Genomic DNA, 24,028 nt, shown 5'->3' with positions numbered 1-24,028 from the left:
TTGATGGTGTCAATGCCAATGGGAGAACGTCATGTTAGGCAGCACTGTCCTGGAAGTTGCGGTCGGCCTCACCTTTTGCTACGCCACGCTGGCGCTGACTGTCAGTTCGGTGCAGGAGGCGCTGGCGTCGGCGCTGCGGCTGCGCGCCCACACGCTGCTCGACGGTATCAAAAGCATGCTCAACGATCCGGAGTTCACCGGGTTGGCGCGCGACCTGTATTCGCATGCGCTGGTCAATCCGCACGATGACGGCCAGGCCGCCAACCAGGGTTCGCTGAAGTCGAAACCGTCCTACGTCGAGCCGATGCACTTCGCCATCGCGCTGGTCGACGCCATCCAGAGCGTGCCGGGCAATTACGCCCAGCTCGGGCGCGACATCGACGCCATCGGCGATCCGCAGGTGCGCGCGGCGCTGGCGGGCATCTACCAGCGCACCGGCGGCAATCTGGCAGCGTTCCAGGATGGGGTGGCCGGCTGGTTCAACAGTGCGATGGAGCGCGTGTCGGGCTCATACAAGCGCCGTTCGCTGCTGGTCAGCCTGCTGCTGTCGCTGCTGTTCGCGATCGTGTTCAACATCGACAGCATTCATTTGTTCCGTTCGCTGTGGCACTACCCGGCGGTGGCTGCGCAGATTTCCGCGGCGCCGTCGAGCATCGACCAGCGCACCCTCGCGCTGTTGTTCACGTTGCCGATCGGCTGGTCCAAATTCCCCCCGGTGTTCGACCAGGCCTTTTTGCTGCAGGTGGCCGGCTGGCTCATCACTGCCTCGACCGCGCTGTTCGGCGCGCCGTTCTGGTTCGACATGCTGCAGCGCACGATGCAGCTGCGCGGCACCGGCAACAAGCCGGACGAAAAATCGCCGCCGATGACGCTCAAGGTCAGCGCTTCCACTACTACGCCGGCGGCCGATGGGCGTCGATAAGCAGGCTCGAAACCGACACATGGGCGATCCGTTCCGGCCAGTCGTCGCCGGGACCGAACCAGCGGGCCTCGGCAATTTCGGTCTGGTCGACCCGGATGTCGCCGCTCTGGTAGTCGGCGGTGAAGGCCAGCATCAGCGAATGCGGGAAAGGCCACGACTGGCTGGAAAAATACTGCAAATTGTGGACCCGCAGGCCGACTTCCTCGAACACTTCGCGGTGCACCGCCTCTTCCACCGATTCGCCCGCTTCGAGAAAGCCGGCCAGCGCCGTGAAGCGCTTGGTGGGCGAGGCGGTATGCAGCGCCAGCAGTACCGAGTCGCCCTTGCGGATCAACACCATCATGGCCGGCGAGATGCGCGGATAGGCCAGGTGGCTGCAGCGCACGCACTTGAAGCAGCGCTCGCCGGTGGCAAGGACCATGGTACTGCCGCAGGCGCCGCAGTAGCGGTGGGTGCGCGCCCATTCGGCGATCTGGAAGGCCCGTCCCGCCAGCGCCAGCAGGTCCTCGTCCATCGCCCCGAACATCGAGCGTAACCCGCGCCAGCCGAAGCCGGCAGCCGGTACATCGTCGCTCGCGACCCAGCCGGCCTGGCAGTAGCGAGCACCCAGCAAGCCGACCGGATGAAGCTGGTGCGGCGCCAGGCGCAGGCGGGCGACGGCAGCCGCATCCGGCAGCGACAGGTCGTCTTCGCGCACCAGCAGTTTTCCTTGGTGAAACAGAAACGTGAGCGGCTCGGCATGGTTTTGCGGCGCCATCAACGGCGCGAAGGAAGCAGGCGTTTGTAGCATGGAGGCAGGGGGGAAAAAGCGAAACAGGTGTGGGTCGAGGTAGAGTTTGGCGATCATACCGTTTTTCCCCGCCGCCAGTAGCGTCAAGCCTGATTTCCCGGTGCCCGAGCCTGTCGGAACACGCGCCATGGTGCTGCGCTCTAAACAGGTTTTGGCGGCACCGCCATGCCACTATCGGACTTTTTACGCAGCAAAATCGGGCCGATCCTCGACCACCGGGAACAGTTTAAGGGCAAGGCGCCGCCCCAGGAAGCGCAAACCCAGGCCGAACTGCATAGCGCGGCACCGCGCACAAGCAGCTTGGACCCTTCGGCTGACAGGCGTCAGCTCGCCGCCGGCGCAAGCGAGTGCAGCAGCTGTTCGATGGCGTCAAGGTCGGCCGGCTTGGTCAAATGGTGATCGAAGCCGGCCGCTTTCGCCCGCGCCCGGTCGCGCTCGTCGCCCCAGCCGGTCAGCGCCACCAGCATGATGGTTTCCAGCCCGGTGATGGTGCGCAGCGCCGCCGCGGTCTCGTAGCCGTTCATGTCGGGCATGCCGATGTCGAGGAAGGCTGCGTCCGGCCCGAATTCGCGCGCGATGGCGAGCGCGTCGCGGCCGGTATGGGCGGTGCACGTCACATGCCCTTGCAGCGCAAGCATCGCTGCGAGCATCTCGGCCGCATCGACGTTGTCATCGGCCACCAGCAGGCGTAATTGCCGGCCGGGCGCGGCATCGGCAGCGTCGACCGGCAGCAGCGGCGGTGTGACGGCGGGGCAGTGCGCCAGCGGCAAGCAAACGGTGAAACTGCTGCCCTGGCCGCTACCGTTGCTGGCGGCGCTGACCGTGCCGCCATGCATCTCGACAAGCCGCCTGACGAGCGACAAACCCACGCCCAGGCCACCCTGGGCGCGACCCAGGTTGTGGCGCACCTGGCTGAACATGTCGAAGATGCTCGACAGCGATTCGGCAGGGACGCCAAGGCCATCGTCATCGACCGAGATCAGCACATTGGCGCCAGCGCGGCGCACCGCGAGATCGATGTGCCCGCCCGGCGGTGTGTATTTGGCCGCATTGTTCAACAAATTTGAAATGACCTGCGCGATCCGGGTGGCATCGGCGTCGAGGATGATCTCCCCATTCGCCAGCGCCAGCTTCAGCTTGTGGCCACCTTGTTCGATGAAGGGCTGGCTCGTTTCGACGGCGCTGGCGATAATGGTGTTCAGTTCGACGAGTGATTTTTTGAGGTGTATCTTGCCGACGCTGATACGAGCCACGTCCAGCAGGTCGTCGATCAAGCGCACCATCTGTGCGACCTGGCGCTCCATCATTGCGCGGACCTTCGCCACCGATGCGGCATTGTCGCCGCCGAGCCTAAGCAGGCTCAGCCCGCTGCTGATCGGCGCCAGCGGATTGCGCAACTCATGCGCCAGCGTCGCCAAAAACTCCGACTTGCGCTGGTCTGCCTCGGCCAGGTCGGCGGCCAACTGTCGCAGGCTCTGTTCGGCCAGGCGGCTTTGCGTGATGTCGACGACCATCGCAACGCTTCCCTGATACTCGCCATCTGGGCCACGCATCACGCTGAGGCTGCTGGTGGCCCACAGCAGGGAACCATCCTTCTTGCGGTACTGCTTCTGCACAATCGCTCCCTCGTTCTCGGCGATAGCCTGTCGTAGCGCGTCGATTGTCGTCTCGACCGAAGCTGACGCGGTAATCGCGAGCAGATCGAGTCCGAGCAGATCGGCCTTGTCATAGCCGAGCATGTCGCAAAATTTTCGATTGACGAGGGTAAGCCGGCCCTCGGCGTCGATCTGCACCACGCCGGTCGCGGCCTGGCTGACGATGTTTTCGAAGCGGTCGTGCGCCAGTTTGAGCTCTGCCTGCATGCGCCGCTGTTGCGCCAGCAGCGCTTCCTGGTCGTGCACGATCTTGCGCAGTTCGAGCTGGTTCCATACCTGGCGCGCCAGGGTTTGCAGGGCGAACGCCTGCAGCGCCGTCAGCCCTTGCGGGCGCGGCTTGGTATCGATAATGCACAGCGTGCCCAGCGGCAGGCCGTCGGCTGTCTTGAGCACTTCGCCGGCGTAGAAGCGCAAGCCGGGCGGGCCAAAGGCCAGCGGATTGCCGGCGAAACGAGGATCGTCATGCGTATCCGTCACTACCAGGCGATCGGTTTCGAGCAGCGCAAATTTGCAGAACGAGTCGCCAAGCGGCATTTCGCGCACGCCGAGCCCGATTTCGGCCTTGAACCACTGGCGATCGGCATCGATCAGATTAACCACGGCGATCGGCGCGTCGAGCAATTGCGCGGCAAGCCGGACGATATCGTCGAACGCCTGCTCGGGCGAGGTGTCGAGGATCGCGTATTTTTTCAGCGCGGCGAGGCGTTCTTCTTCAGTCCACGTGTGACTAACGCAGTTTTCGCTCACAATAATTCATCCAGGCAAATTAGAGCCGGTCAGTCTACCAGTTGCGTAATCTTTTTTTTCATCTAATTAGAGCGAAGTGTGCAAGCAAAGATGCTTTGCCAACTCTTGCAAGCGCGCGGCCCAAGGGCGTGGCACTAGTGATAAGCTACACGCCCATCGATTCACACACAGCCCCAGGAGCGACCATGATCACAGAATTAGCCGACATCCAGATCAAACCAGGCACCGACGCCGCCTTTCTCGCCGCGGTGGCGCAGGCTGCCCCCCTGTTCCAGCGCGCCCGCGGCTGCACCGCGATGCGCATCGAAAAGCGCATCGAACAACCCGACAACTACCTGTTGGTCGTTGCATGGAACACGCTGGAAGACCATGAAGTGCATTTCCGCCAAAGCGCCGATTTTCAGGAATGGCGCCGCCTGGCCGGCGGCTTCTTTGCGCGACCGCCGAATGTGACGCACACGGAAGTGGCGCTGACGGGGTTTTAAAAACCCGGCGGCTGCCGGGCACCGCGATTTCAGCGCGGCGATGACCGCGCAGGCCAACAGTTTTGCCATGCAGGTTACTGCCGACAAGAAAAAAACCCCGGTTGCCATAGGGCGAACCGGGGTTTTAGTTGGGGTTATTGACACGATCTTGAAAGTGCTCGTCAGAACGGGATGTCGTCATCCATGTCCGAGAAATTCGGCGCCGGCTTCGGCTGCGGACGGGCGGCCGGCGCAGGCGGAGCCTGGCGTGGCGCTTGCTGCTGTGGACGGCTCGGGGCGCTGTTTTCGTAGCCGCCGCCATCGTCGCCGCCGGCGTCGCCCATGCCCTGGCGTCCGCCCAGCATCTGCATGTTCTCGGCAACGATTTCGGTCGCGTACTTCTCGACGCCGTCCTTGTCGGTGTATTTACGGGTTTGCAGCCGGCCTTCGACGTAGACGGACGACCCTTTTTTCAGGTACTGGCCGACGATCTCGGCCAGGCGGCCAAAGAAGGAAATGCGGTGCCACTCGGTCAGCTCTTTCTGCTCGCCGGTGTTTTTATCTTTCGACTTGTACGATGTGGCGACGGCGATGTTGGCGATCGCGTCGCCGCTTGGCATGTAGCGGATTTCCGGGTCGCGGCCCAGGTTGCCGACAATAATGACCTTGTTAACAGATGCCATGTGATGCTCCTCTGAATTTATTGGACCCTGGCTCTGCACTTGACTAAGCGCCAGGGATATCGGTGTGCGTTTGAACACACGCTATTATCGCTGCACTTGACCACGTTTGCTACCTTCGCCCGCCCAATTTTATTTTGAACTCCTGACGCATTTGTCATTGCAACGCCGTTGATCCAACCCAACTAAGCGTGGAGTCACAAGCCCGTACCCTGCTAACCTGCCAGCCCACCCTGGTGCCTGCCCTGCCGGGCGAAATAGCTGTGTTTGACTTTGCCGTGAATTACGACGAAAAATAAAACCAGCTATAGTAGAAGGCTATCCCAATTTTTGGCCCGCTCAACGCTTGCAGTCACGTGCGCCGGCCTCGCAAACCATTTGAAAGCCATTTAGATTCATGGAACAAATTCGCATCCGTGGCGCCCGTACGCACAACCTCAAGAACATCAACCTCGACCTGCCGCGCAACAAGCTGACCGTCATCACCGGCCTGTCCGGCTCGGGCAAGTCTTCGCTCGCTTTCGACACGCTGTACGCCGAAGGCCAGCGCCGCTACGTCGAGTCGCTGTCGGCTTACGCGCGCCAGTTTTTGCAGCTGATGGAAAAGCCCGACGTCGACCTGATCGAAGGGCTGTCGCCGGCCATCTCGATCGAGCAGAAAGCGACGTCGCACAATCCCCGTTCCACGGTTGGCACCGTCACCGAAATCCACGACTACCTGCGCCTGCTGTACGCGCGCGTCGGCACGCCCTACTGCCCGAATCACCCGGAGCATCCGCTGGCCGCGCAGACGGTGTCGCAGATGGTCGACGCGGTGCTGGCGCTCGACGATGGTACCAAGCTGATGATCCTGGCGCCTGTAGTGGCCAACCGCAAGGGCGAGCACGCCGACCTGTTCGCGTCGATGCAGGCGCAAGGTTTCGTGCGCTTCCGGATCCAGAGCGGCACGGCGCAAGCGAAGATCTACGAGATCGACGACATGCCGACCCTCAAAAAGGCGGAGAAGCATACGATCGACGTGGTGATCGACCGGATCAAGGTCAACCCTGAAATCAAGCAGCGCCTGGCCGAAAGCTTCGAGACGGCGCTGCGCCTGGCCGATGGACGCGCCGTCGCGCTGGAGATGGACCAGGCAGCAGAAGGCAGCGCGATCGAGCACGTCTACTCGAACAAGTTCGCCTGCAACGTCTGCGGCTATTCGCTGCAGGAACTCGAGCCGCGCCTGTTCTCGTTCAATAATCCGATGGGCGCCTGCCCGGAGTGCGATGGCCTCGGCCACATCGAGTTTTTTGATCCGAAGCGGATCGTCGCCTTCCCCAATTTGTCGCTGGCCTCCGGCGCCATCAAGGGCTGGGACCGGCGCAACCAGTTCTACTTCCAGATGTTGTCGAACCTGGCGGCATTCTACGAATTCGATATCGACACGCCGTTCGAGCAGCTGCCGGAGGCGTCGCAAAAGGCGGTGCTGAACGGCTCCGGCAAGACCTCGATCCCGTTTACCTATGTCAACGAGCGCGGCCGCACCGTGATCCGCGAACATACCTTCGAAGGCGTCAGCGTCAACCTGCAGCGGCGCTACCGCGAAACCGATTCGATGGCGGTCAAGGAAGAACTGGCCAAGTTCATCAACGAGAAGCAGTGCCCGTCGTGCGACGGCGCGCGGTTGCGGGTGGAAGCGCGCTTCGTCAAACTCGGCGCCGGCAAGCAGCAGCGCGCGATCTACGAGGTGGCCAACAAGCCGCTGCGCGAATGCCTCGATTATTTCGAAAAACTTACGCTCAAGGGGGCGAAAAAAGAAATCGCCGACCGCGTGGTGAAGGAAATCATCTCGCGCCTGAAATTTTTGAATAACGTCGGCCTCGATTACCTCTCGCTCGACCGCAGCGCCGATACGTTGTCCGGCGGCGAAGCGCAGCGCATCCGGCTGGCTTCGCAGATCGGCTCGGGCCTGACCGGCGTCATGTACGTGCTCGACGAGCCGTCGATCGGCCTGCACCAGCGCGACAACGACCGCCTGATCGAAACGCTCAAACACCTGCGCGACATCGGCAACACCGTGCTCGTCGTCGAACACGACGAAGACGCGATCCGCACCGCCGACTATATCGTCGACATGGGCCCGGGCGCCGGCGCGCATGGCGGCGAAGTGATCGCCGAAGGCACGCTGGCGCAGATTCTCAAGAACAAAAAATCGCTGACGGCAAAATACCTGAACGGCACTTTAAAAATCGCGGTGCCGAAGAAGCGCCACGTCGCCAACCCGGACAAGCAGCTGGTGATCACCGGCGCTACCGGTAACAACCTCAAAAAAGTATCGCTCAATTTGCCGGTCGGCCTGATGACGTGCGTGACGGGCGTGTCCGGCTCGGGCAAGTCGTCGCTGGTAAACGACACCTTGTACCCGGCGCTGTCGCGCCACTTGTATGGATCGCAAACCGAGCCGGCGGCGCACGATTCGATCAGCGGACTGGAACACTTCGACAAGGTGATCTCGGTCGACCAGGCGCCGATCGGGCGCACGCCGCGCTCCAATCCGGCCACCTACACCGGCCTGTTCACGCCGATCCGCGACCTGTTCTCGACGGTGCCGACGGCAAAGGAGCGCGGCTACAGCGCCGGGCGCTTCTCGTTCAACGTCAAGGGCGGACGCTGCGAAGCGTGCCAGGGCGATGGCGTCATCAAGGTCGAGATGCACTTCCTGCCGGACGTCTACGTGCCGTGCGACGTCTGCCACGGCAAGCGCTACAACCGCGAAACGCTCGAGGTTCATTACAAGGGCAAGAGCATCACCGAGGTGCTGAACCTGACGGTGGAAGACGCCCACGAATTTTTTAAACCGGTACCGGTCATCGCGCGTAAACTGCAAACGCTACTGGACGTCGGTCTCGGCTACATCAAGCTGGGACAAAGCGCGACCACGCTGTCGGGCGGCGAAGCGCAGCGCGTCAAGCTGTCGCTCGAGCTGTCCAAGCGCGATACGGGACGCACCCTGTACATCCTCGACGAGCCGACCACCGGCCTGCACTTCCAGGACATCGACCTGCTGCTCAAGGTCATCCACCGCCTGCGCGACCAGGGCAATACGCTCGTCATCATTGAGCACAATCTCGACGTCATCAAGACGGCCGACTGGGTTGTCGACCTGGGACCGGAAGGCGGCGCCGGCGGCGGTAAAATTATCGCCAGCGGCACGCCGGAGGAAGTGGCGGACAATCCCGAGAGCGTGACGGGGAAGTATTTGGGGCCGTTGCTGAAGTAGGGAGAAGCGCGAGCACGTTGCCTTCAGGCTGGCGCAATATAAACGTCGTCCTGGCGAAAGCGGGGACCGCGTTTGCCAGGACGACGGCAATTTTCTAGCTCGCCAGCCTTGCCTCCAGCGCCTGCCTGATATCGACCAATTCCTGCGGCAAGTGATACGCCAGCTTGTCGAACAGCTCGTCGTGCAGTTTGACTTCGTCTTTCCAGGCGTCGCGGTCGATCGACGTGATGGTCTCGAACTGCTGGCGCGTGAAATCGAGCCCCTCCAGGTTCAGGTCGCCGAATGCCGGCGTGATGCCAAACAGGTTGTCGACCCCGCCCGCTTTGCCGTCGACGCGGTCCAGCATCCACTTCAGTACGCGCACGTTGTCGCCGAAACCCGGCCAGACGAATTTTCCTTCTTCATCGGTGCGGAACCAGTTGACGCAGTAAATTTTCGGCAGCGCGGCCGGATTGTCGGCGCCTGCCTTGGCGCCGATGTCGAGCCAGTGGCGGAAGTAGTCGCTCATGTTGTAGCCGATGAAGGGCAGCATGGCGAACGGATCGCGCCGCACGATGCCGACCTTGGCGGCGGCCGCCGCGGTGGTTTCGGAACCCATCGTCGCGGCCATGTACACGCCTTCGACCCAGTTGCGCGCTTCGGTCACCAACGGCACCGTGCTGGAGCGGCGGCCGCCGAAAATGAAGGCGGAAATCGGCACGCCGGCCGGATCGTCCCATGCTGGGTCGAGCACCGGATTTTGCGTTGCCGTCACCGTAAAGCGCGAGTTCGGATGGGCCGCCTTGGTGCCCGATTGCGCCGTCCAATCCTTGCCTTGCCAGTCGATCAGGTGGGCCGGCGCCTCGCGGGTCAAACCTTCCCACCAGACATCGCCGTCGTCGGTCAGCGCGACGTTGGTGAAGATGGTGTTCTGGCGCAGCGAGGCCATGCAGTTGTAGTTGGTCTGCTCGTTGGTGCCGGGCGCGACGCCGAAGTAGCCGGCTTCCGGATTGATCGCATACAGGCGGCCGTCGGCGCCTGGCTTGATCCAGGCGATGTCGTCGCCGATGGTGGTTACTTTCCAGCCCTTGAAACTGGCCGGCGGGATCATCATGGCGAAATTGGTCTTGCCGCAGGCCGAAGGGAAGGCTGCCGCGACGTAGTGCTTCTTGCCTTCGGGTGATTCGACGCCGAGGATCAGCATGTGTTCGGCGAGCCAGCCGGAGCCGCCCTGCCGCGCTTCCTGGTTGCCCATGTGGGAGGCGATGCGCAGCGCGAAGCATTTTTTTCCGAGCAGCGCGTTGCCGCCATAGCCGGAGCCGTATGACCAGATCTCGCGCGTGTCGGGGAAGTGGACGATGTATTTGGTATCGTTGCAAGGCCAGGGGACGCTCTGCTGGCCGGCGCCCAGCGGCGCCCCGACACTGTGCACGGCCGGCACGAAGTCGCCCTCGCCACCCAGCACGTCGTAGACGGCGCGGCCCATGCGCGTCATGATGCGCATGTTGACGGCGACGTAAGGCGAGTCGGACAGTTCGACGCCGATGTGGGCGATGGGCGAACCGATCGGGCCCATCGAAAACGGCACGACATACATCGTGCGCCCGGCCATGCAGCCGTCGAACAGGCCGAGCAAGGTTTCGCGCATCTCGGCCGGGGCCATCCAGTTGTTGGTCGGCCCGGCCTGCTCTTTCGTTTCGGAACAGATATAGGTGCGGTCTTCGACACGCGCCACGTCGGTCGGGTCGGAACAGGCGAGGAAGGAATTCGGGCGCTTGGCGGGATCGAGCCGTTTCATGGTGCCGGCGGCAACCATCTCGGCGCACAGCCGGTCGTACTCTTCCTGCGAGCCGTCGCACCAATAGACGCAGTCGGGCTTGGCAAGCGCCGCGATTTCCGCCACCCAATTAATGAGCTTCTGATGTTTAATGTAAGCTGGGGCGTTCAGTGCGGAAACACCGCGCATGACGGGCTGGTTCATATCTACCTCCAATGCAATAAAGAATTGTGGTCGGGACCGCCATCAGCCTGGCTTGCGCCCCTGGCCATCCGGACAACAATGGCCGGCGATTCGACGGTCGTGTCGCCTGCCCGGCGGGTGCGCGGGCGAATGGAAAACCGGTGCCGGGAAGCTGGCCGCGTTTGCAATCACGTCGTACGGTAGGCGTAAGAGGCGTCGCATCCAAGGCTTGATTCCCAAAATGTGGGGCGATTGTACACCTCCAAAACCGTGATTAAAACGGCAAAGCGCCAAATTTGTAGTAATAATAGTTGACTAATGTAGTAACCTATTTCCCCGCGTTCATATTTTGTTATTTACCTACAAACTTTTGTTATTTACCTGCCAATCAAAATGAAAATAGCTATCCTCGACGATTACCAGGATGCTGTGCGCTCCCTCGACTGCTTCGCCTTGCTGGCAGGGCATGACGTCAAGGTGTTCAACAGTTCGACCCGCGGGCTCGGCCAACTGGCGATCCGGCTGGCGCCGTTCGAGGCGCTGGTGCTGATCCGCGAGCGCAGCGCCATCTCAAGCGCCCTGCTGGCCCGGCTGCCGAACTTGCGGCTCATTGCGCAGACCGGCAAGGTGGCCGGCCATATCGACGTCGCCGCGGCGACCGAACGCGGCGTCGCTATTGCCGAAGGCGTCGGCTCGCCTGTGGCGCCGGCCGAGCTGACGTGGGCACTGATCATGGCGGCCAGCCGCAAGATCGTGCCGTACGCAAGCAACCTGAAAGATGGATTGTGGCAGAGCGCGTCGATCAATCCTGCCCTCAATGGCCTGGGCAGCGTGCTCAAAGGCCGCACCCTGGCGATTTGGGGCTACGGCAAGATCGGCAAGCTCATCGCCGGCTACGGCAAGGCGTTCGGCATGCACGTGATGGTGTGGGGCAGCGCGGCGAGCCTGGCGGCGGCGAGCGCCGACGGCTATCAGGCGGCGGCATCAACCGAGGATTTCTTCGAGCGGGCCGATGTCTTGACGCTGCACCTGCGGCTAAGCGAGGCAACGCGCGGCATCGTTACCGCCGCCGACCTCGCGCGGATGAAGCAGACGGCGCTGTTCGTCAACACCAGCCGCGCCGAGCTGGTGGAAGAAGGCGCGCTGGAGGCGGCGCTGGCGCAGGGGCATCCAGGCTGGGCGGCGCTCGACGTGTTCACCAGCGAACCGCTGGCGCCCGGCGCGGCGCTGCTGCGCATGCCGACGGTGCTGGCGACGCCGCACCTGGGCTACGTCGAGCGCGACAGTTACGAGCTGTATTTCGAGGCGGCGTTCCGCAACATCGTCAATTTTGCCGAAGGCAAGCCGAGCGGGATTTTAAATCCGGAGGCGTTGGGGCAGTAATTTACTGTAGACCGTCGTTGTCGCGCAGCGGGGACGACGGTCTAGGCAGATTCACCTGACCGGCTCACCGGTAATAATGATTTTCGGCGCGGGCATCACGTGGGCGCGCGTCCACAGGCCGGCCCATCCCGGCGGCCAGCTCAGTTGCGGCCCGGAATACGGCTGCACGCTGGCGCGCACCGCAATCACCGGCACCGGCGGCGTCTCGCGCAAGCCATCGGCGGTGGCGCGTTCCATGTCCAGGCTATACATGTAGCCAGGCAGCAGCGCCGCGCAGACGGTTTCGAACCACGCGGTGTGGTCCTCGTCGCGCCCGAGGGCCTGGGCCAGGCCTTGCGGATCAAATTTGGCCAGCGCCGTCACCAGTTCGTCGGTGGTGGCGCCGGGAGTATCGCCCCATCCCATGACCGGGTTGACGTTGTAATCGGCGCCCGAGCCGTACCAGCCTTCGCGCCACGGCCGCTGCATCCAGTCGCGCTTTCCGGTAAACAGGTGCCAGCGCCAGTGCAGCCCGGACGGTTTCGGCCAGGAATACAGATACAGCTTTTCGTAGCCGGCCTGGTGCAGCGCGCGCACCATCGCCATCAGGCGCGCGTGCGGCATGCGGTCGGGCGGCGCGCGGCGAAACAGGATCGCCTCGCCGTCGGCGTGCTGGACGTCGTCGGTCGACAGGTTAAGGTCGAGGGTGCGCGCTTCGCTGCCAAAGCGCGCGCTGATCCAGCCGGTGAGCAGGTTGACGTGGGTGATCACGCCGTAGCCGCGGTGGCGGTGAAAAATAACAGTTCCGGGGGCGACGGTTTTCATCAAAGAATGCGTGCAAAAAAAGCCAAGTGGTCTGAAGCGCTGACAGAGATTCTAGCGGATACAGCCAATCTGTGTTTTTCGACAGCGGCTGTGGTACCCGCTATCATTGAACACTTTTCTTCATCTACCTCCACACCATTATGAATTTGCGCATCATCGCCACCGGCGGCACCTTCGACAAACATTACGACGAACTGACGGGCACGCTTGGCTTCGCCGACAGCCACCTGCCGGCTGCGCTGGCGCGCACGCGCATGACGATTGCGGTCGCACTCGAACAATTGCCGCTGCTCGACTCGCTCGACATGATGGACGCCGACCGCCAGCGCGTACTGGCGTCGTGCCGTGCTTGCGCCGAACCCGCCATCGTCATAATCCACGGAACCGACACGATGCGCGAAACGGCTGGCGTGCTCGGTCCAGCCGCGCTGGACAAGACGATCGTACTGACCGGCGCGATGATCCCGTACGAAATCGCCAACTCGGATGCGCTGTTCAATCTCGGGTTCGCCAGCGGCGTCGCGCAGGTCTTGCCGCCAGGGGTGTACGTGGCGATGAACGGACAGGTGTTTGGGTGGGACAAGGTGACGAAAAACCGCACCGCGGGCGTGTTTCAGCCGCTCTAAAAAGGGCCAAATAAAAATGGGGTCAGACCCCATTTTTATTTGGCGCCGACCCCATTTTTATTATTAAAAAACGGGTCTGACCCGGTTTTTTTGATGCGCGTTGTTACGCTTTTGCTTCGCCGCCGAGGGCTTCGACGATGTCGCCCATCATCTTCGACAATTCGCCCGTCATCAGCATCATGTCGTTGTCGAAGCGTTCTTCGTCGTTGCGGGTCGAGGTGTCGCTTTCCTTGATGACGTCGAGCGGCTTGATGCCCTTGATCGCCAGCGATTCGGTGAGCACGAACGAAATTTTGTCGTTCCACGTCATCGCCAAACGGGTGCATTGCTTGCCGGCGGCGATGTGGCGGCGGATGTCATCGACTTCCAGTGCGTGCTTGACGTAACGCACCGCGGCACGGCTCTCGCCGGTGGCGCGCAGTTCGGTATCCTGGTCGACGGTGAAGCCGACCGGCGCCTCGTCCGTTTCCAGCCACGCCGTCATCACCGCCACGGGCGAGCGCTGCACGCGCAGGCTCTCGAGCGGCAGCTTGTCGACCGCTTTCAGCAGCAGCTTGATGACCTCGTCGGCCTTGGACGGGCTGGCAGCGTCGACCACCAGCCAGCCGTTGACCGGATCGATCCAGGTGAACACGTTGCTGCGGATGCTGAACGCGCGTGGCAGCAGTTCGTCGGCCACGCGTTCCTTGAGTTCTTTCATTGCTTTCTTGCCCGGAGCGAAACCTTGCGCTTCTTCCAGCTCGGCCGCCTTGGCCTTGGCGACCTGGTTGATTACCGAGCTCGGCAGCAGCTTCTTCTCGGTGCCCAGCAGGATCAGCATCTGCTTGTTGACGACGTGGACCAGGCCGCCGTTCGGGCGCGGCGTATCCCAGCCCTGGCGCAGCAGTTCGTTGCTGGTGGCAGGCACAAAACTTTGTGGCGCGAGCGCCGCTTCCAATTGTTCCGGTGTGTATGCCCACGGTGCTGGCAGGCGGTAAATCTGAAGATTCTTGAACCACATAGTTTGATATCCGATTGTTTCAGCATTGCAGAGAAACGACATTTTACACGCTCGAGTCCGCCCGATCCGGCGCAATTTCGAGCGTGTGGCTAATCGACAAGGCCGTCTTCGAACAGTCTCATCTGCTCGACAGTTTCGGCGTCGCCGAGGCGCACGCCGACGCCCAGCAGACGTACCGACTGGTTGCCGCGGGCAAATCCGGTTTCCATCAATTTCTCGAATTGCGCCACGTTTGGCGCGCGCCCGACGCACTCGACTGTCGTCTGGGTAAAGTTGGCGAAGCGCAGCTTGACGAACAGCTTGTTGACGTTTTTTTGCGCCCCGCAACGTTCAATCCGCGCCCACAGGTTATCGTGCAATTCCGGCAGCAGGGCCAGGCAAGCCGGCAAGTCGGGGACGTCCGGCGTATACGTTTCCTCGACGCTGACCGACTTGCGTTCGCGCGAGTTCGACACGTCGCGATCGTCGATGCCGCGACACAGGTCGTGCAGGCGGGCACCGAAACTGCCGAAATGGTGCTGCAGGTCTTGCAAGCTCCAGCTGCGCAGATCGCGGCAGGTCTGCGCCCCCAGCTGGTTCAGTTTGGCGGCGGTGACCTTGCCGACGCCATGCAGCTTTTTTACCGGCAGCGCGGCGACGAACGCATCGACCTCGCTTGGCCGCACCAGGAACAGGCCATCAGGCTTGTTCCAGTCGCTGGCAATTTTCGCCAAGAACTTGTTGGGCGCCACGCCGGCCGAGGCGGTGATGCCGACGGTGGCGAAAATGCGCGCGCGAATTTCCTGGGCAATCAGGGTGGCGCTGCCCTTGCAGTGGAGCGAGCCGGAGACGTCGAGATAGGCCTCATCTAACGACAGCGGCTCGACCAGGTCCGTATAATCGTTGTAGATGGCCAAAATCTGGCGCGACGCGATGCGGTATTTTTCCATCGCCGGGGCAATGATCACCAGCTCCGGACACAATTTTTTCGCCTGGGCGGTCGCCATCGCCGAATGGATGCCGTAGCGGCGCGCCTCGTAGTTGCAGGTAGCGACAACGCCGCGCTGGTCAGCGCGTCCGCCGACGGCCACCGGCAAATCGCGCAGCGACGGGTCGTCGCGCATCTCGACGGCAGCGTAAAAGCAGTCGCAATCGCAATGAATGATTTTTCGGGCTGGAGCGTTCACGCGGTCACAACTACTGTAAATGCATACAGTATTGACTGAAACGTGATTTGTTGCAATACCGACGCTGGGGAACAACCCAGCAAAGAGTAATCCCAACAAAAAAGGCTATCGCTTAAAAATTGCTTTTGAACTGGATGCCGGCCGCGCGCAGCTCGTTGGTGAAGCCGTTCAGTCAGCGGCTTGCCGGTGAACGTAAGCGCTTGGTACAGGAAGAACTTGTTGACCGACAGGCTGGCGTCGCGAATTTCGGTGGCGTTGTAGCTGCCTCCCAAGCTGACCTTGAAGTCGCTGCTGACGTAGGCTTCGACATCGAGCTCGGCGCCGCGGCCGTGGGTCTTGGCGGCGTTGATCAGGCGGTTGACGTTCGAGTTGCCGCCGACGACCGTCAGTTGCTGGTTCCTGACGTCGAAGTCGTCGACGCTGCGCTGGTGCACGTTGAACAGCGCGCTTACGGCGGCGTTTGGCGTGTACGGCAGCTGCGATCGCTCGGCGTGCTCGTTGTAGCCGTCGAGTTCATTACGCTTGGCAGCGAAGGCGGTGCCGGCGTAGTTGTCGACGTAATTGTCGCCAATTTCAGCCAGCTCGGCCGGGAATTGCAAGCTGATAATAATTGATGGCCTTTTCCATACAACAGTCGTGGCGGCGATCACACCATGAAAAACCGGCCTCGGTAAAAAACCCCTTGCGCGGCGCGCAATTACTCGCTATAGTTCGGGCCTCTTCAGACGTGGTGACAAACGTCTGATGCAGGATCTGAAATGAAGTGTGCGGGCGCTTAGCTCAGTTGGTAGAGCGGAGCCCTTACAAGGCTTAGGTCGGGAGTTCGAGCCTCTCAGCGCCCACCAAATCAGAAACAGCATCATGATCTGTGGTACCGATCAGAGTAATACGGAGTGGTAGTTCAGTTGGTTAGAATACCGGCCTGTCACGTCGGGGGTCGCGGGTTCGAGTCCCGTCCGCTCCGCCAGCATCAAAGAAAAAGCCCCGCTTGTCGGGGCTTTTTCTTTATACATAGGTACCGGAGTGCTCCCCCTGCGGGGAGCACGGTTTGGGACTCGAAGCGAATCGCTTGCAAGCGATTCGGCGGCCTGCCACAGGTAGGCGAGTCCCGTCCGCTCCGCCAGCATCAAAGAAAAAGCCCCGCTTGTCGGGGCTTTTTCTTTATATATAGGTACCGGAGTGCTCCCCCTGCGGGGAGCACGGCTTGGGGCTCGAAGCGAATCGGCGGCCTGCCGCAGGTAGGCGAGTTCCGTCCAGACGTGCAAAATTACGTCGTCCTCGCGCAGCGGGGATCCATAATGCGTCACTGCCACGGCAAACCGTGCGTCGCATTCATGCCGTGTATGGATCCATGATGGCGCGGGAAGTCGCGCAGTGACATCTCTTGAACTTTTTCAGATCGGCACACCTTGGCCCACGCATACGTGACGTTTCGGATCCGGCTGGCGCGGCACGCGTTGGTCGACTTTATCGCCAGCGTCAAAAGCTCGGGCGAAATCGTCCTGCTGGTGTTCGGCCAGGTGCTGGTCGGCCTGTTCGCACTGATCGCCATGCCGCCCATGGCAGCAAGCGCCCTTCCCCTGTTCGAGTCGATCCCGCTGCTGTTCGCGCATGGACTGGCCATGAGCTTGCCGGTGTTCCTGCTGCGCCGGCGCCTGCTGCCGCCAGACGTGGTGCGCGCGCTGCATCCGCTGCCGATCCCACCGCGCGCCGCCCTGGCGGCCGATGCCCTCGTCGCCGGCATGCTGGCCGGACCGCTCGCGCTGGCGTACGTGGTGTCGGGCGCAATCTGGATGCATCAGGGACCCGACTGGCTGCAGCCTGGCCGCGCGCTGCCCGCCATCGTGTTTTCCTTCCTTGTGACTTGGGTTTGTGCGGCCGTCATGTTGACATTTCGCGCGCGCGGCCCGCGGCCAAGTTCACGCATGCGCCCGCTTGCTGCCGCGCCCCGCCGCGCTCAGTGGCGATGGCGTACCGCCTGCTTCTGGCACCGCCTGTTCTGGTTGCCATTCTGGCGCGGCGATAACGTCATTGGCTGGCAGCAGTCGGCGCTGCTGGCTGGCGCGCTGGCCAGCGCCTTGGCATGGATGATGGCGCCGGCCGGCCTCGCGCGCGGCGTGCTCGATGTCGTTGCGAGCGCGTCGCTGGTTCTGCTGGCCGACCGCGGCGACAAGGCAGTGCGCGAACAGCTTGGCATATTGCGACCTGTCATGGCGGCGTGGCCGCTGCGCCGCGGCGCACTGGAACTATGGGCGCGCGCTTTTTCGCTGGCGCCGGTTGGGCTGGTGCTGGCGCTGCTGTTTGGCGCGGGATGGAGTCAAGGCCTCTGGCATCGTCAGGCAGGGCGCGCCTATCTTGCGCTCGGCGTGCTGGCGCCTTTGCTGCTGGTGGCGATCCCCCGATTCAATCCGCGCGGGCGGGTGGCTCTGGTGGTTACATCAATCGTCGTACTGACTGCGGTAGGAAGCGAAATATGGATTTGAACACAATGTTGAAGGTCGATGGCCTGGGTTTTCACTTCGATACGCGCCCCGTCTTCGCCGGCTTTTCACTGGCGCTGGCGCCGGGCATTACCTGGCTGCGCGGCGCCAACGGCAAAGGCAAGACTACCTTGCTCAAGCTGCTTGCAGGGGCGCTGGCGCCAAACGCCGGCACGATCGTGCTGGGCGGCGTCGACAGCGCGCAGGCGCCGCTCGCCTACCGCCTGCGCAGCTTTTATTGCGGCCACGAGAGTGCCGACCTGCCCTGGCTGACGGTGGCGGAATGGCTCGGCCTGCACCTGGCGCTGTATCCTGCGGCATCAACCCACGCGCTCGATGCGCAACTGGCCGCATTCGGCATCATGGAGGTGCTGCCGCAGGCGATCACCACACTGTCGCTGGGACAGCACAAGAAGCTGCAGCTGGCGCTGGCGCTGGCTTTGCCGGTGACGCTGCTGCTGATCGACGAGCCGTTCAACGGACTCGATGCGGCTGGCATGGCGCACCTGCGCGGCGAACTGGAACGGCGCGCAGCGGCCCAGGAGACGTGCATCGTGCTCACCAGTCACCTCGATCCGCAGCTGCCCGTCGCGCGCATGCTCGACTTGGGCCTGCAGGCCTAATCGAGCAGTACCACGCGATCGCCCTCGCCCGGCTTACACCCAGCCGCAATCGGCGTCCACCCGCGATGCACGACAACCTGCCGCCCATCGTGGCAAAGTTCGATGCGCTCGCTGCCTGGCAGGCGCGCGTGCACGAACGCCTCGATCGTCGACGGCAGGCTGACGCGCAGCAGCATGGCATCGCGTTCAGGCGCCGGATGGTCGTCGAGGTGGATGAAGGGGATGAAAGGGGCGGCGAGCATCAGCAGGCGTGAGCCGACCGCGACCGGCTCGGGGGCGTAGCCGGCGCCGCGCAACCAGCCTTGGGCGCGCTCGCGCAGGTCGATGCCGTCGGCCAGGTCGCCCCACGCCATCGCCAGCAACTCGATTACCCACTGATTGCAGTTCTGGTAGCGCAGGCTGAACGGATAGGCGTTGGCGCTGTAGTCGGCTGCCAGCAGGTGCAGCGCGCGCGGCGTATCGAGGGCGGCGCGGCGCAGTGCATCGGCGGCGTCCGGCGGCAGCCGCACGATCGTGATGTAGCCGAGCGAAGGGTCGTCGATCCCCATCGTAAAACCGGCCAGGCCTTGATCGAAGATGCGTGGGCGGCGCTCGTCGCACGCATAGTAGAGCTGGCGCGCCGACCAGCTGCCGGCGCCGTCGCGCCAGGCCACGGCAGCGTGCGAATAGCGGATCTGGAAGCGCGACAGGTCAAGTCCGGACCGGCTCACGAGCGCGGCATCGGCGTTGCCCAGTTCTTCGCGCACCACGCCGGCAAAGCGCAGCAATTTGTCTTGCTGGCCGGCCGACAGCGCCACGCTGCGGTCGCAAAACGCCGACATCGCCGGCGCGCCAGATGCACCGGATGCGCCGGACCGGGCCTGTGCGCCGCCGCACGCCAACGATGCCGCCAGAATAAGCGCGGCGGTTAATCTCACAACGCTACTTTGCGCGCCGCCAGGTCCTTGTAGACAGTGTCTTCGAGCACCAGGAAGAACGCTTCGCGCGTGTCGGCGCGGGCGAATTCGAGGCCGTACGAGCGGTTCTTGGCGTGCACGAAGTCGCCGCGCGTCAAGCCCTGCCTGGCGAATACCTCTTCCGGCAGGTCGAGCACGATGCGTTGCTGCGGATCGCCCGCCTGCATGGCCACGCGCGTGCTGCCGGCCCGTCCCGGCGTATGGTCGATGTCGATGATCTGGTAGTTGCCGTCGGCGCGGCGGTCGTCGCCCTTCGAACTGTTGCTCGACCCTGCCAGCGAATCCGATACGCTGCCGCTGGAGGCGGAGCCGGCGCTGGAGGCGGACGAGGTGCTGTCGGCATGCGCCTGCATGGCGAGGCCGAGGGCGGCGGCGACGATGGCACCGCGCAGGATGGTCGAAGTGGTCATAAGAATCCTTGGGTCAAATGGGTTGCTTGCCGTGCTAACTGAGCGGGGATGCGAACGAATATAACAGGGAGCGCGGCCGGGCGCGTATTTCATCCGATATTTTGGCGCGAAGGGGTAACAATGGTGTGACGATAGTGTGGTGCGCCGGCATCAGCTAACATCAGCCGACCACCCGCAGCCGCGGCTCGTCGACAACTATACGGTCGCGCCCGCCGCTCTTGGCGGCGTACAGCGCGCGATCGGCGCGTGCCAGTGCCGAGTTGATGTGTTCGTTCGGATCGATCGCCACCACGCCAATGCTGACCGTAATGCCGTACTGGTTGTCGCTGGTCGGCAGCCGCGCCGCCGACACGGCCTGGCGCAGCCGCTCGGCGGCCTGGGTGGCGCCTTCGATATCAGTGCCTGGCAGCACCAGCGCGAATTCCTCGCCGCCCAGCCGGCCCATGATGTCATGGTCGCGCAGCGTCTGCTGCGCGGTGGCGGCGAACACGCGCAAGGCCTCGTCGCCGGTGGCGTGGCCAAACCGGTCGTTGAGCCGCTTGAAGTGGTCGATGTCGATCATCATCAGTCCGATCGGACTATGCAGCCGGGTCGCCAGCAGGCGCGCGCTGTCGGTGCGCTCGAAAAAAGCGCGCCGGTTGACCAGGCCCGTCAGGCTGTCGATGGTGGCAAGCAGCGCCATCTCCTGGTCGTCCTGTTCCTTACACAGCAGCAGGAAGCCGAAGCCGTTGACGATCATCAGCAGGTAGGCGGCGAGCAAGGTGGCGGTTTGCACCGCACCTGGCGTGAATACCGACATGTCGCTGTTGACGGCGGCGGCATAGGCGCGCGCCCCCATCACGATGGCGAAGACGCCGTCGTTGATGCCGATCACCCGCCGCAGCAACGAGCGGTTGGCGCCTGGCCGCAGCAGGATCCACGCCATCGCGCCGCTGAGCGCGGCGATGACGCCCGAGATGAGCACCGTCAGCTCGTTCGACGAGGCATGGCCCAGGCGCGCGCCGTGAACCACCAGCAGCGCCAGCGCCGAAAACGGGTACAGCCATTTTTTCCAGTTGGCGAAGCCGAGGAAGGTGCAATAGGCAGCCACCTCGAACGCGCTGCCGAGGATCAGGGTGGTGTTGGCGGCGATGACGACGCCCGCATAAGGCAGGTCCGGGCGCAGCCATGTGAGCAGGTGGGCACAGCCCTGCACCGCCTTGGCCCAGGCCCATACCCGCATAGCCGGATTGGCGGTCGCAGTGCGGGCGTAGCCGGCCATCAGCAAGGCAAAGCCGAAGTTGCCGATGGCAAGCACCAGCATAAAGGTTCTGATATCGATCACTGCCCGTCCCTCGTCGATAGTGCGGCACGCACCGTACTTTTTTCTCAGCAAAATCAGCCGTCAACGTTGTGCCTGGCTAAGCGGTGGACAAGGTCTCAGAATAGTATATGAACAACCAAGACTGTTGCACAGGAGAACTATATTACACGGATTTTGGGGTGCCAGTGGGATTTTTTAGTCGAGCAAGTGTTGCAGGACGAGGTCTTGAGGGAAATGGCGTTAATGGCCGTACGGCGAAATTGGGTCGCCAGATGCGCGCCAGACTGAGCTCACATCGTTGAAAGATTCAATCATGCGTCGTTCCCGGCAATGGGCGGAAACGACGGTGGCGACGCTTTTTCAGCGAATTGCAACAATGCGGGCACAGGTTGGCGCTTGCGCGGGGAACCAAGTCGGTACCTGTGCGGTAAAGCCCGATTCTTGCGTACGAAAGTTGCTTCCCTCAAATTGACGCGTCGGAATCGCCTTTCGGCATTCCAGTGCCGCTTACTTGCGTCCGCCGCGCGCCTTCGCCACCGGCGCCGCCGCCTTCGGCTTGCTCCTGATGGTCGACAAAATCGACGGCCGCACCGTCGACTCGGGTGCGATGAACGGCGTCGGCGCGGTCGATCGCGCAGTGGCCCGCTTCGGCGCCGCGACGAACTTGTCGAGCGTGCCGGCGCCCGCGGTCTGGCGCTTGCGCTCGCCCGCCGCCAGGCCGCCGTCTTCCGACGCCTGCCAGCTCGGCACCAGGTGCTTGTCGCCATTGCCGATCAGGTCGCCGCGGCCCATGTTGACCAGCGTCTCGCGCAGGATCGGCCAGTTGGCCGGATCCTGGTAGCGCAGGAAGGCCTTGTGGGCGCGCCTTATTTTGCCGCTCTTTGCGGTCTCGACGATCTCGGAATCGGCGGTCACTTTTTTGAGCGGATTCTTGCGCGAGTGGTACATGGTGGTCGCCATCGCCATCGGCGTCGGCATGAAAGTCTGCACCTGATCGAGCTTGAAATTGTTCTTTTTCAGCCACAGTGCCAGGTTCAGCATGTCGGTGTCGGTGGTGCCAGGGTGGGCGGCAATGAAATACGGGATCAGGTATTGCTTCTTGCCCGCTTCCAGCGAGTACTTGTCGAACATCGCCTTGAACTCGTCGTAGGCACCGATGCCCGGCTTCATCATCTTCGACAAGGTGCCTTCTTCGGTGTGTTCAGGCGCGATTTTGAGCAGGCCGCCGACGTGGTGGGTCACCAGTTCCTTGACATACTCGGGCGAACGCACCGCCAGGTCGTAACGCAGGCCCGAGCTGATCAGCACCTTCTTGATACCGGGGATTGCGCGCGCCTTGCGGTACAGCGAAATGAGCTTGCTGTGGTCGGTGCCGAGGTTGATGCAGATGGTCGGGTACACGCACGACAGGCGGCGGCACGATTCCTCGATGGCTTTTTCCTTGCACGCCAGCCGGTACATATTGGCAGTCGGCCCGCCCAGGTCAGAAATGGTGCCGGTAAAACCTTTCGTCTTGTCACGGATGTGCTCGATTTCGCGCAGGATCGACGGTTCGCTGCGGCTCTGGATGATGCGTCCCTCGTGCTCGGTAATCGAACAAAAGGTGCAGCCGCCGAAGCAGCCGCGCATGATGTTGACCGAGAAGCGGATCATGTCCCACGCGGGAATTTTTGCCTTGCCGTAGCTCGGGTGCGGGGCGCGGGCATAATTCATGTCGTAGACGCCGTCCATCTCGTCCATCGCCAGCGGCAGCGGGGGCGGGTTCAGCCAGACGTCGCGTTCGCCGTGGGCCTGCACCATCGCGCGCGCATTGCCGGGATTCGATTCGAGGTGGAACACGCGCGAGGTGTGGGCGTACATCACCGGGTCGTCCTTGACGACGTCGTAGGCCGGCAGCCGCACCACGGTCTTGTTGTGTATTTCCTTCGCCAGCGCGAGGCGCTCTTCGCGTGACATGATGCGGATCGGCTTCACCACTTCCGGCGCGGCGGCGTTGTTGTCGGTGGCGCAGGCGGATTTGTCTTCCTGCGCCATTGCGTACGGATCGGGATGGGCGTCGACCTTGCCGGGCACATCCACCCGGGTCGAGTTCGCCACCGTCCAGTCGTCGGCAGGCAGCCAGCCGCTTGGGGCCATGAAGGCGGTGCCGCGCAAATCCCGGATATCCCTGATGTTTTCACCGGCGGCCAAGCGGTTCGTCAGGTCGACCAGTGCACGTTCGGCGTTACCGAACAGCAGCAGATCGGCCTTCGAGTCCGGCAGCACCGAGCGGCGCACCTTGTCCGACCAGTAATCGTAATGGGCGATGCGGCGCAGCGACGCTTCGATCGAGCCGATGATGACCGGCACATCCGGATACGCTTCGCGCGCGCGCTGGGCGTACACCGTCACGGTGCGGTCGGGCCGCTTGTTCGGCTCGCCATTGGGCGTGTAGGCGTCGTCGGAGCGGATCTTGCGGTCGGCCGTATAGCGGTTGACCATCGAATCCATGTTGCCAGCGGTAACGCCGAAATACAGCGTTGGCTTGCCGAGGGCGCGGAACGGCTCGGCCGACAGCCAGTCCGGCTGGGCGATGATGCCGACCCGAAAACCTTGCGCTTCGAGCAGACGGCCGACCAGCGCCATGCCAAAGCTCGGATGGTCGATATAGGCGTCGCCGGTGACGAGGATGACATCGCACGCATCCCAGCCGAGCACGTCCATCTCGGCGCGCGACATCGGCAGGAAAGGGGCAACGGCAGCGCGGCTAGAGCGCTTCGGGACGGTCGCAAACAGGTTGATTGGGGAGCTCATTGGGCAGCATTGTACCGGAAAACGCTGC

At 62.9% G+C, this 24,028-nt stretch carries 19 protein-coding genes and 2 tRNA genes; 9 read left to right on the top strand and 12 right to left on the bottom strand.

All coding sequences use genetic code 11. From position 1 onward, the window contains the following. The first annotated feature begins 31 nt into the window (after positions 1-31). Positions 32-922: a hypothetical protein gene (locus tag CR103_RS06810; RefSeq protein WP_180279303.1), complete on the top strand. Its 891-nt coding sequence runs from the start codon at positions 32-34 to the stop codon at positions 920-922. On the opposite strand, the gene nudC is transcribed toward CR103_RS06810, so the two are convergent. Then, complete coding sequence (nudC, locus tag CR103_RS06805; protein ID WP_099915284.1) at positions 894-1,712, bottom strand: NAD(+) diphosphatase; 819 nt, start codon at positions 1,710-1,712, stop codon at positions 894-896. The genes CR103_RS06810 and nudC overlap by 29 nt on opposite strands. 323 nt (positions 1,713-2,035) lie before the next feature. After that, complete coding sequence (locus tag CR103_RS06800) at positions 2,036-4,114, bottom strand: hybrid sensor histidine kinase/response regulator (protein ID WP_099915246.1); 2,079 nt, start codon at positions 4,112-4,114, stop codon at positions 2,036-2,038. A gap of 185 nt (positions 4,115-4,299) precedes the next feature. On the opposite strand from CR103_RS06800, the gene CR103_RS06795 reads away from it, so the two are divergent. Then, complete coding sequence (locus CR103_RS06795) at positions 4,300-4,599, top strand: antibiotic biosynthesis monooxygenase family protein (RefSeq protein ID WP_099915245.1); 300 nt, start codon at positions 4,300-4,302, stop codon at positions 4,597-4,599. 161 nt (positions 4,600-4,760) lie between these two features. Here the strand turns inward: CR103_RS06795 and ssb are convergent, their stop codons facing one another. Beyond that, a complete protein-coding gene (gene ssb, locus CR103_RS06790) occupies positions 4,761-5,261 on the bottom strand; it encodes a single-stranded DNA-binding protein (protein ID WP_099915244.1) in 501 nt (166 codons plus the stop codon). Positions 5,262-5,655: 394 nt separating this feature from the next. Here ssb and uvrA point away from each other — a divergent pair, with 394 nt between their 5' ends. After that, the gene (gene uvrA / locus CR103_RS06785; protein ID WP_099915243.1) at positions 5,656-8,517 is read left to right on the top strand and encodes an excinuclease ABC subunit UvrA; all 2,862 of its coding nucleotides are present in this window, start codon (positions 5,656-5,658) and stop codon (positions 8,515-8,517) included. Between the two features lie 94 nt (positions 8,518-8,611). Here uvrA and CR103_RS06780 read toward each other — a convergent pair whose 3' ends face one another. Then, entirely contained in the window at positions 8,612-10,477 is a 1,866-nt protein-coding gene (locus CR103_RS06780) for a phosphoenolpyruvate carboxykinase (GTP) (protein ID WP_099915242.1), read from the bottom strand. Between the two features lie 372 nt (positions 10,478-10,849). Here CR103_RS06780 and CR103_RS06775 point away from each other — a divergent pair, with 372 nt between their 5' ends. Beyond that, positions 10,850-11,839, top strand: coding sequence for a D-2-hydroxyacid dehydrogenase family protein (locus tag CR103_RS06775; protein WP_099915241.1), 990 nt, complete (start codon positions 10,850-10,852; stop codon positions 11,837-11,839). 51 nt (positions 11,840-11,890) lie between these two features. Here the strand turns inward: CR103_RS06775 and CR103_RS06770 are convergent, their stop codons facing one another. Further along, the gene (locus CR103_RS06770; protein WP_099915240.1) at positions 11,891-12,643 is read right to left on the bottom strand and encodes an L-asparaginase; all 753 of its coding nucleotides are present in this window, start codon (positions 12,641-12,643) and stop codon (positions 11,891-11,893) included. 140 nt (positions 12,644-12,783) lie between these two features. Here CR103_RS06770 and CR103_RS06765 point away from each other — a divergent pair, with 140 nt between their 5' ends. Next, entirely contained in the window at positions 12,784-13,269 is a 486-nt protein-coding gene (locus tag CR103_RS06765; RefSeq protein ID WP_099915239.1) for an asparaginase domain-containing protein, read from the top strand. A 103-nt stretch (positions 13,270-13,372) separates the two neighbouring features. Here the strand turns inward: CR103_RS06765 and CR103_RS06760 are convergent, their stop codons facing one another. From CR103_RS06760 to CR103_RS23970, 3 genes are all read right to left on the bottom strand, one after another. Next, the gene (locus CR103_RS06760; RefSeq protein ID WP_099915238.1) at positions 13,373-14,269 is read right to left on the bottom strand and encodes a recombination-associated protein RdgC; all 897 of its coding nucleotides are present in this window, start codon (positions 14,267-14,269) and stop codon (positions 13,373-13,375) included. 89 nt (positions 14,270-14,358) lie between these two features. Further along, positions 14,359-15,435, bottom strand: a complete 1,077-nt coding sequence (gene dinB, locus CR103_RS06755; protein WP_099915237.1) for a DNA polymerase IV — start codon at positions 15,433-15,435, stop codon at positions 14,359-14,361. Further along, positions 15,432-16,034, bottom strand: coding sequence for a hypothetical protein (locus CR103_RS23970; protein ID WP_180279302.1), 603 nt, complete (start codon positions 16,032-16,034; stop codon positions 15,432-15,434). The genes dinB and CR103_RS23970 overlap by 4 nt, the downstream gene beginning before the upstream one ends. A 170-nt stretch (positions 16,035-16,204) precedes the next feature. Here CR103_RS23970 and CR103_RS06745 point away from each other — a divergent pair. The 4 genes from CR103_RS06745 to CR103_RS06730 all read left to right on the top strand — a co-directional run bounded on the left by CR103_RS06745 (position 16,205) and on the right by CR103_RS06730 (position 18,538). Then, a tRNA-Val gene (locus CR103_RS06745) sits at positions 16,205-16,280 on the top strand. A gap of 45 nt (positions 16,281-16,325) precedes the next feature. After that, positions 16,326-16,402: transfer RNA gene (locus CR103_RS06740), tRNA-Asp, on the top strand. Positions 16,403-16,844: 442 nt separating this feature from the next. After that, the gene (locus CR103_RS06735; RefSeq protein WP_099915236.1) at positions 16,845-17,918 is read left to right on the top strand and encodes a hypothetical protein; all 1,074 of its coding nucleotides are present in this window, start codon (positions 16,845-16,847) and stop codon (positions 17,916-17,918) included. After that, a complete protein-coding gene (locus tag CR103_RS06730; protein ID WP_099915235.1) occupies positions 17,909-18,538 on the top strand; it encodes an ABC transporter ATP-binding protein in 630 nt (209 codons plus the stop codon). The genes CR103_RS06735 and CR103_RS06730 overlap by 10 nt, the downstream gene beginning before the upstream one ends. Here the strand turns inward: CR103_RS06730 and CR103_RS06725 are convergent. The 4 genes from CR103_RS06725 to CR103_RS06710 form a co-directional block, all read right to left on the bottom strand. Beyond that, positions 18,535-19,455, bottom strand: coding sequence for a DUF2145 domain-containing protein (locus CR103_RS06725; protein WP_229442830.1), 921 nt, complete (start codon positions 19,453-19,455; stop codon positions 18,535-18,537). The two genes, CR103_RS06730 and CR103_RS06725, sit on opposite strands and share 4 nt — an antisense overlap. Further along, positions 19,452-19,904, bottom strand: a complete 453-nt coding sequence (locus CR103_RS06720; protein WP_099915234.1) for a hypothetical protein — start codon at positions 19,902-19,904, stop codon at positions 19,452-19,454. The genes CR103_RS06725 and CR103_RS06720 overlap by 4 nt, the downstream gene beginning before the upstream one ends. Before the next feature lie 160 nt (positions 19,905-20,064). Then, positions 20,065-21,207, bottom strand: a complete 1,143-nt coding sequence (locus tag CR103_RS06715) for a GGDEF domain-containing protein (protein ID WP_229442829.1) — start codon at positions 21,205-21,207, stop codon at positions 20,065-20,067. A 507-nt stretch (positions 21,208-21,714) separates the two neighbouring features. Beyond that, on the bottom strand, positions 21,715-24,000 hold the full coding sequence (locus tag CR103_RS06710; RefSeq protein WP_099915232.1) for a YgiQ family radical SAM protein: 2,286 nt from the start codon (positions 23,998-24,000) through the stop codon (positions 21,715-21,717). Between the last annotated feature and the right edge of the window lie 28 nt (positions 24,001-24,028).

It is taken from the genome of Massilia psychrophila, from assembly GCF_002760665.1.
Lineage (GTDB): Bacteria > Pseudomonadota > Gammaproteobacteria > Burkholderiales > Burkholderiaceae_D > JAFCUW01.
Note: the sequence above shows the minus strand (reverse complement) of the source record. Positions and strands in the feature narration are given on the sequence as shown.

Excerpts from the sequence above, each read along its gene's own strand:
- CR103_RS06810 (WP_180279303.1), top strand. The coding sequence starts at position 32 with ATGTTAGGCAGCACTGTCCTGGAAGTTGCGGTCGGCCTCACCTTTTGC.
- nudC (WP_099915284.1), bottom strand. The coding sequence starts at position 1,712 with ATGCTACAAACGCCTGCTTCCTTCGCGCCGTTGATGGCGCCGCAAAAC.
- CR103_RS06795 (WP_099915245.1), top strand. The coding sequence starts at position 4,300 with ATGATCACAGAATTAGCCGACATCCAGATCAAACCAGGCACCGACGCC.
- ssb (WP_099915244.1), bottom strand. The coding sequence starts at position 5,261 with ATGGCATCTGTTAACAAGGTCATTATTGTCGGCAACCTGGGCCGCGAC.
- uvrA (WP_099915243.1), top strand. The coding sequence starts at position 5,656 with ATGGAACAAATTCGCATCCGTGGCGCCCGTACGCACAACCTCAAGAAC.
- CR103_RS06780 (WP_099915242.1), bottom strand. The coding sequence starts at position 10,477 with ATGAACCAGCCCGTCATGCGCGGTGTTTCCGCACTGAACGCCCCAGCT.
- CR103_RS06775 (WP_099915241.1), top strand. The coding sequence starts at position 10,850 with ATGAAAATAGCTATCCTCGACGATTACCAGGATGCTGTGCGCTCCCTC.
- CR103_RS06770 (WP_099915240.1), bottom strand. The coding sequence starts at position 12,643 with ATGAAAACCGTCGCCCCCGGAACTGTTATTTTTCACCGCCACCGCGGC.
- CR103_RS06765 (WP_099915239.1), top strand. The coding sequence starts at position 12,784 with ATGAATTTGCGCATCATCGCCACCGGCGGCACCTTCGACAAACATTAC.
- CR103_RS06760 (WP_099915238.1), bottom strand. The coding sequence starts at position 14,269 with ATGTGGTTCAAGAATCTTCAGATTTACCGCCTGCCAGCACCGTGGGCA.
- CR103_RS06730 (WP_099915235.1), top strand. The coding sequence starts at position 17,909 with ATGGATTTGAACACAATGTTGAAGGTCGATGGCCTGGGTTTTCACTTC.
- CR103_RS06720 (WP_099915234.1), bottom strand. The coding sequence starts at position 19,904 with ATGACCACTTCGACCATCCTGCGCGGTGCCATCGTCGCCGCCGCCCTC.
- CR103_RS06715 (WP_229442829.1), bottom strand. The coding sequence starts at position 21,207 with ATGCTGGTGCTTGCCATCGGCAACTTCGGCTTTGCCTTGCTGATGGCC.
- CR103_RS06710 (WP_099915232.1), bottom strand. The coding sequence starts at position 24,000 with ATGAGCTCCCCAATCAACCTGTTTGCGACCGTCCCGAAGCGCTCTAGC.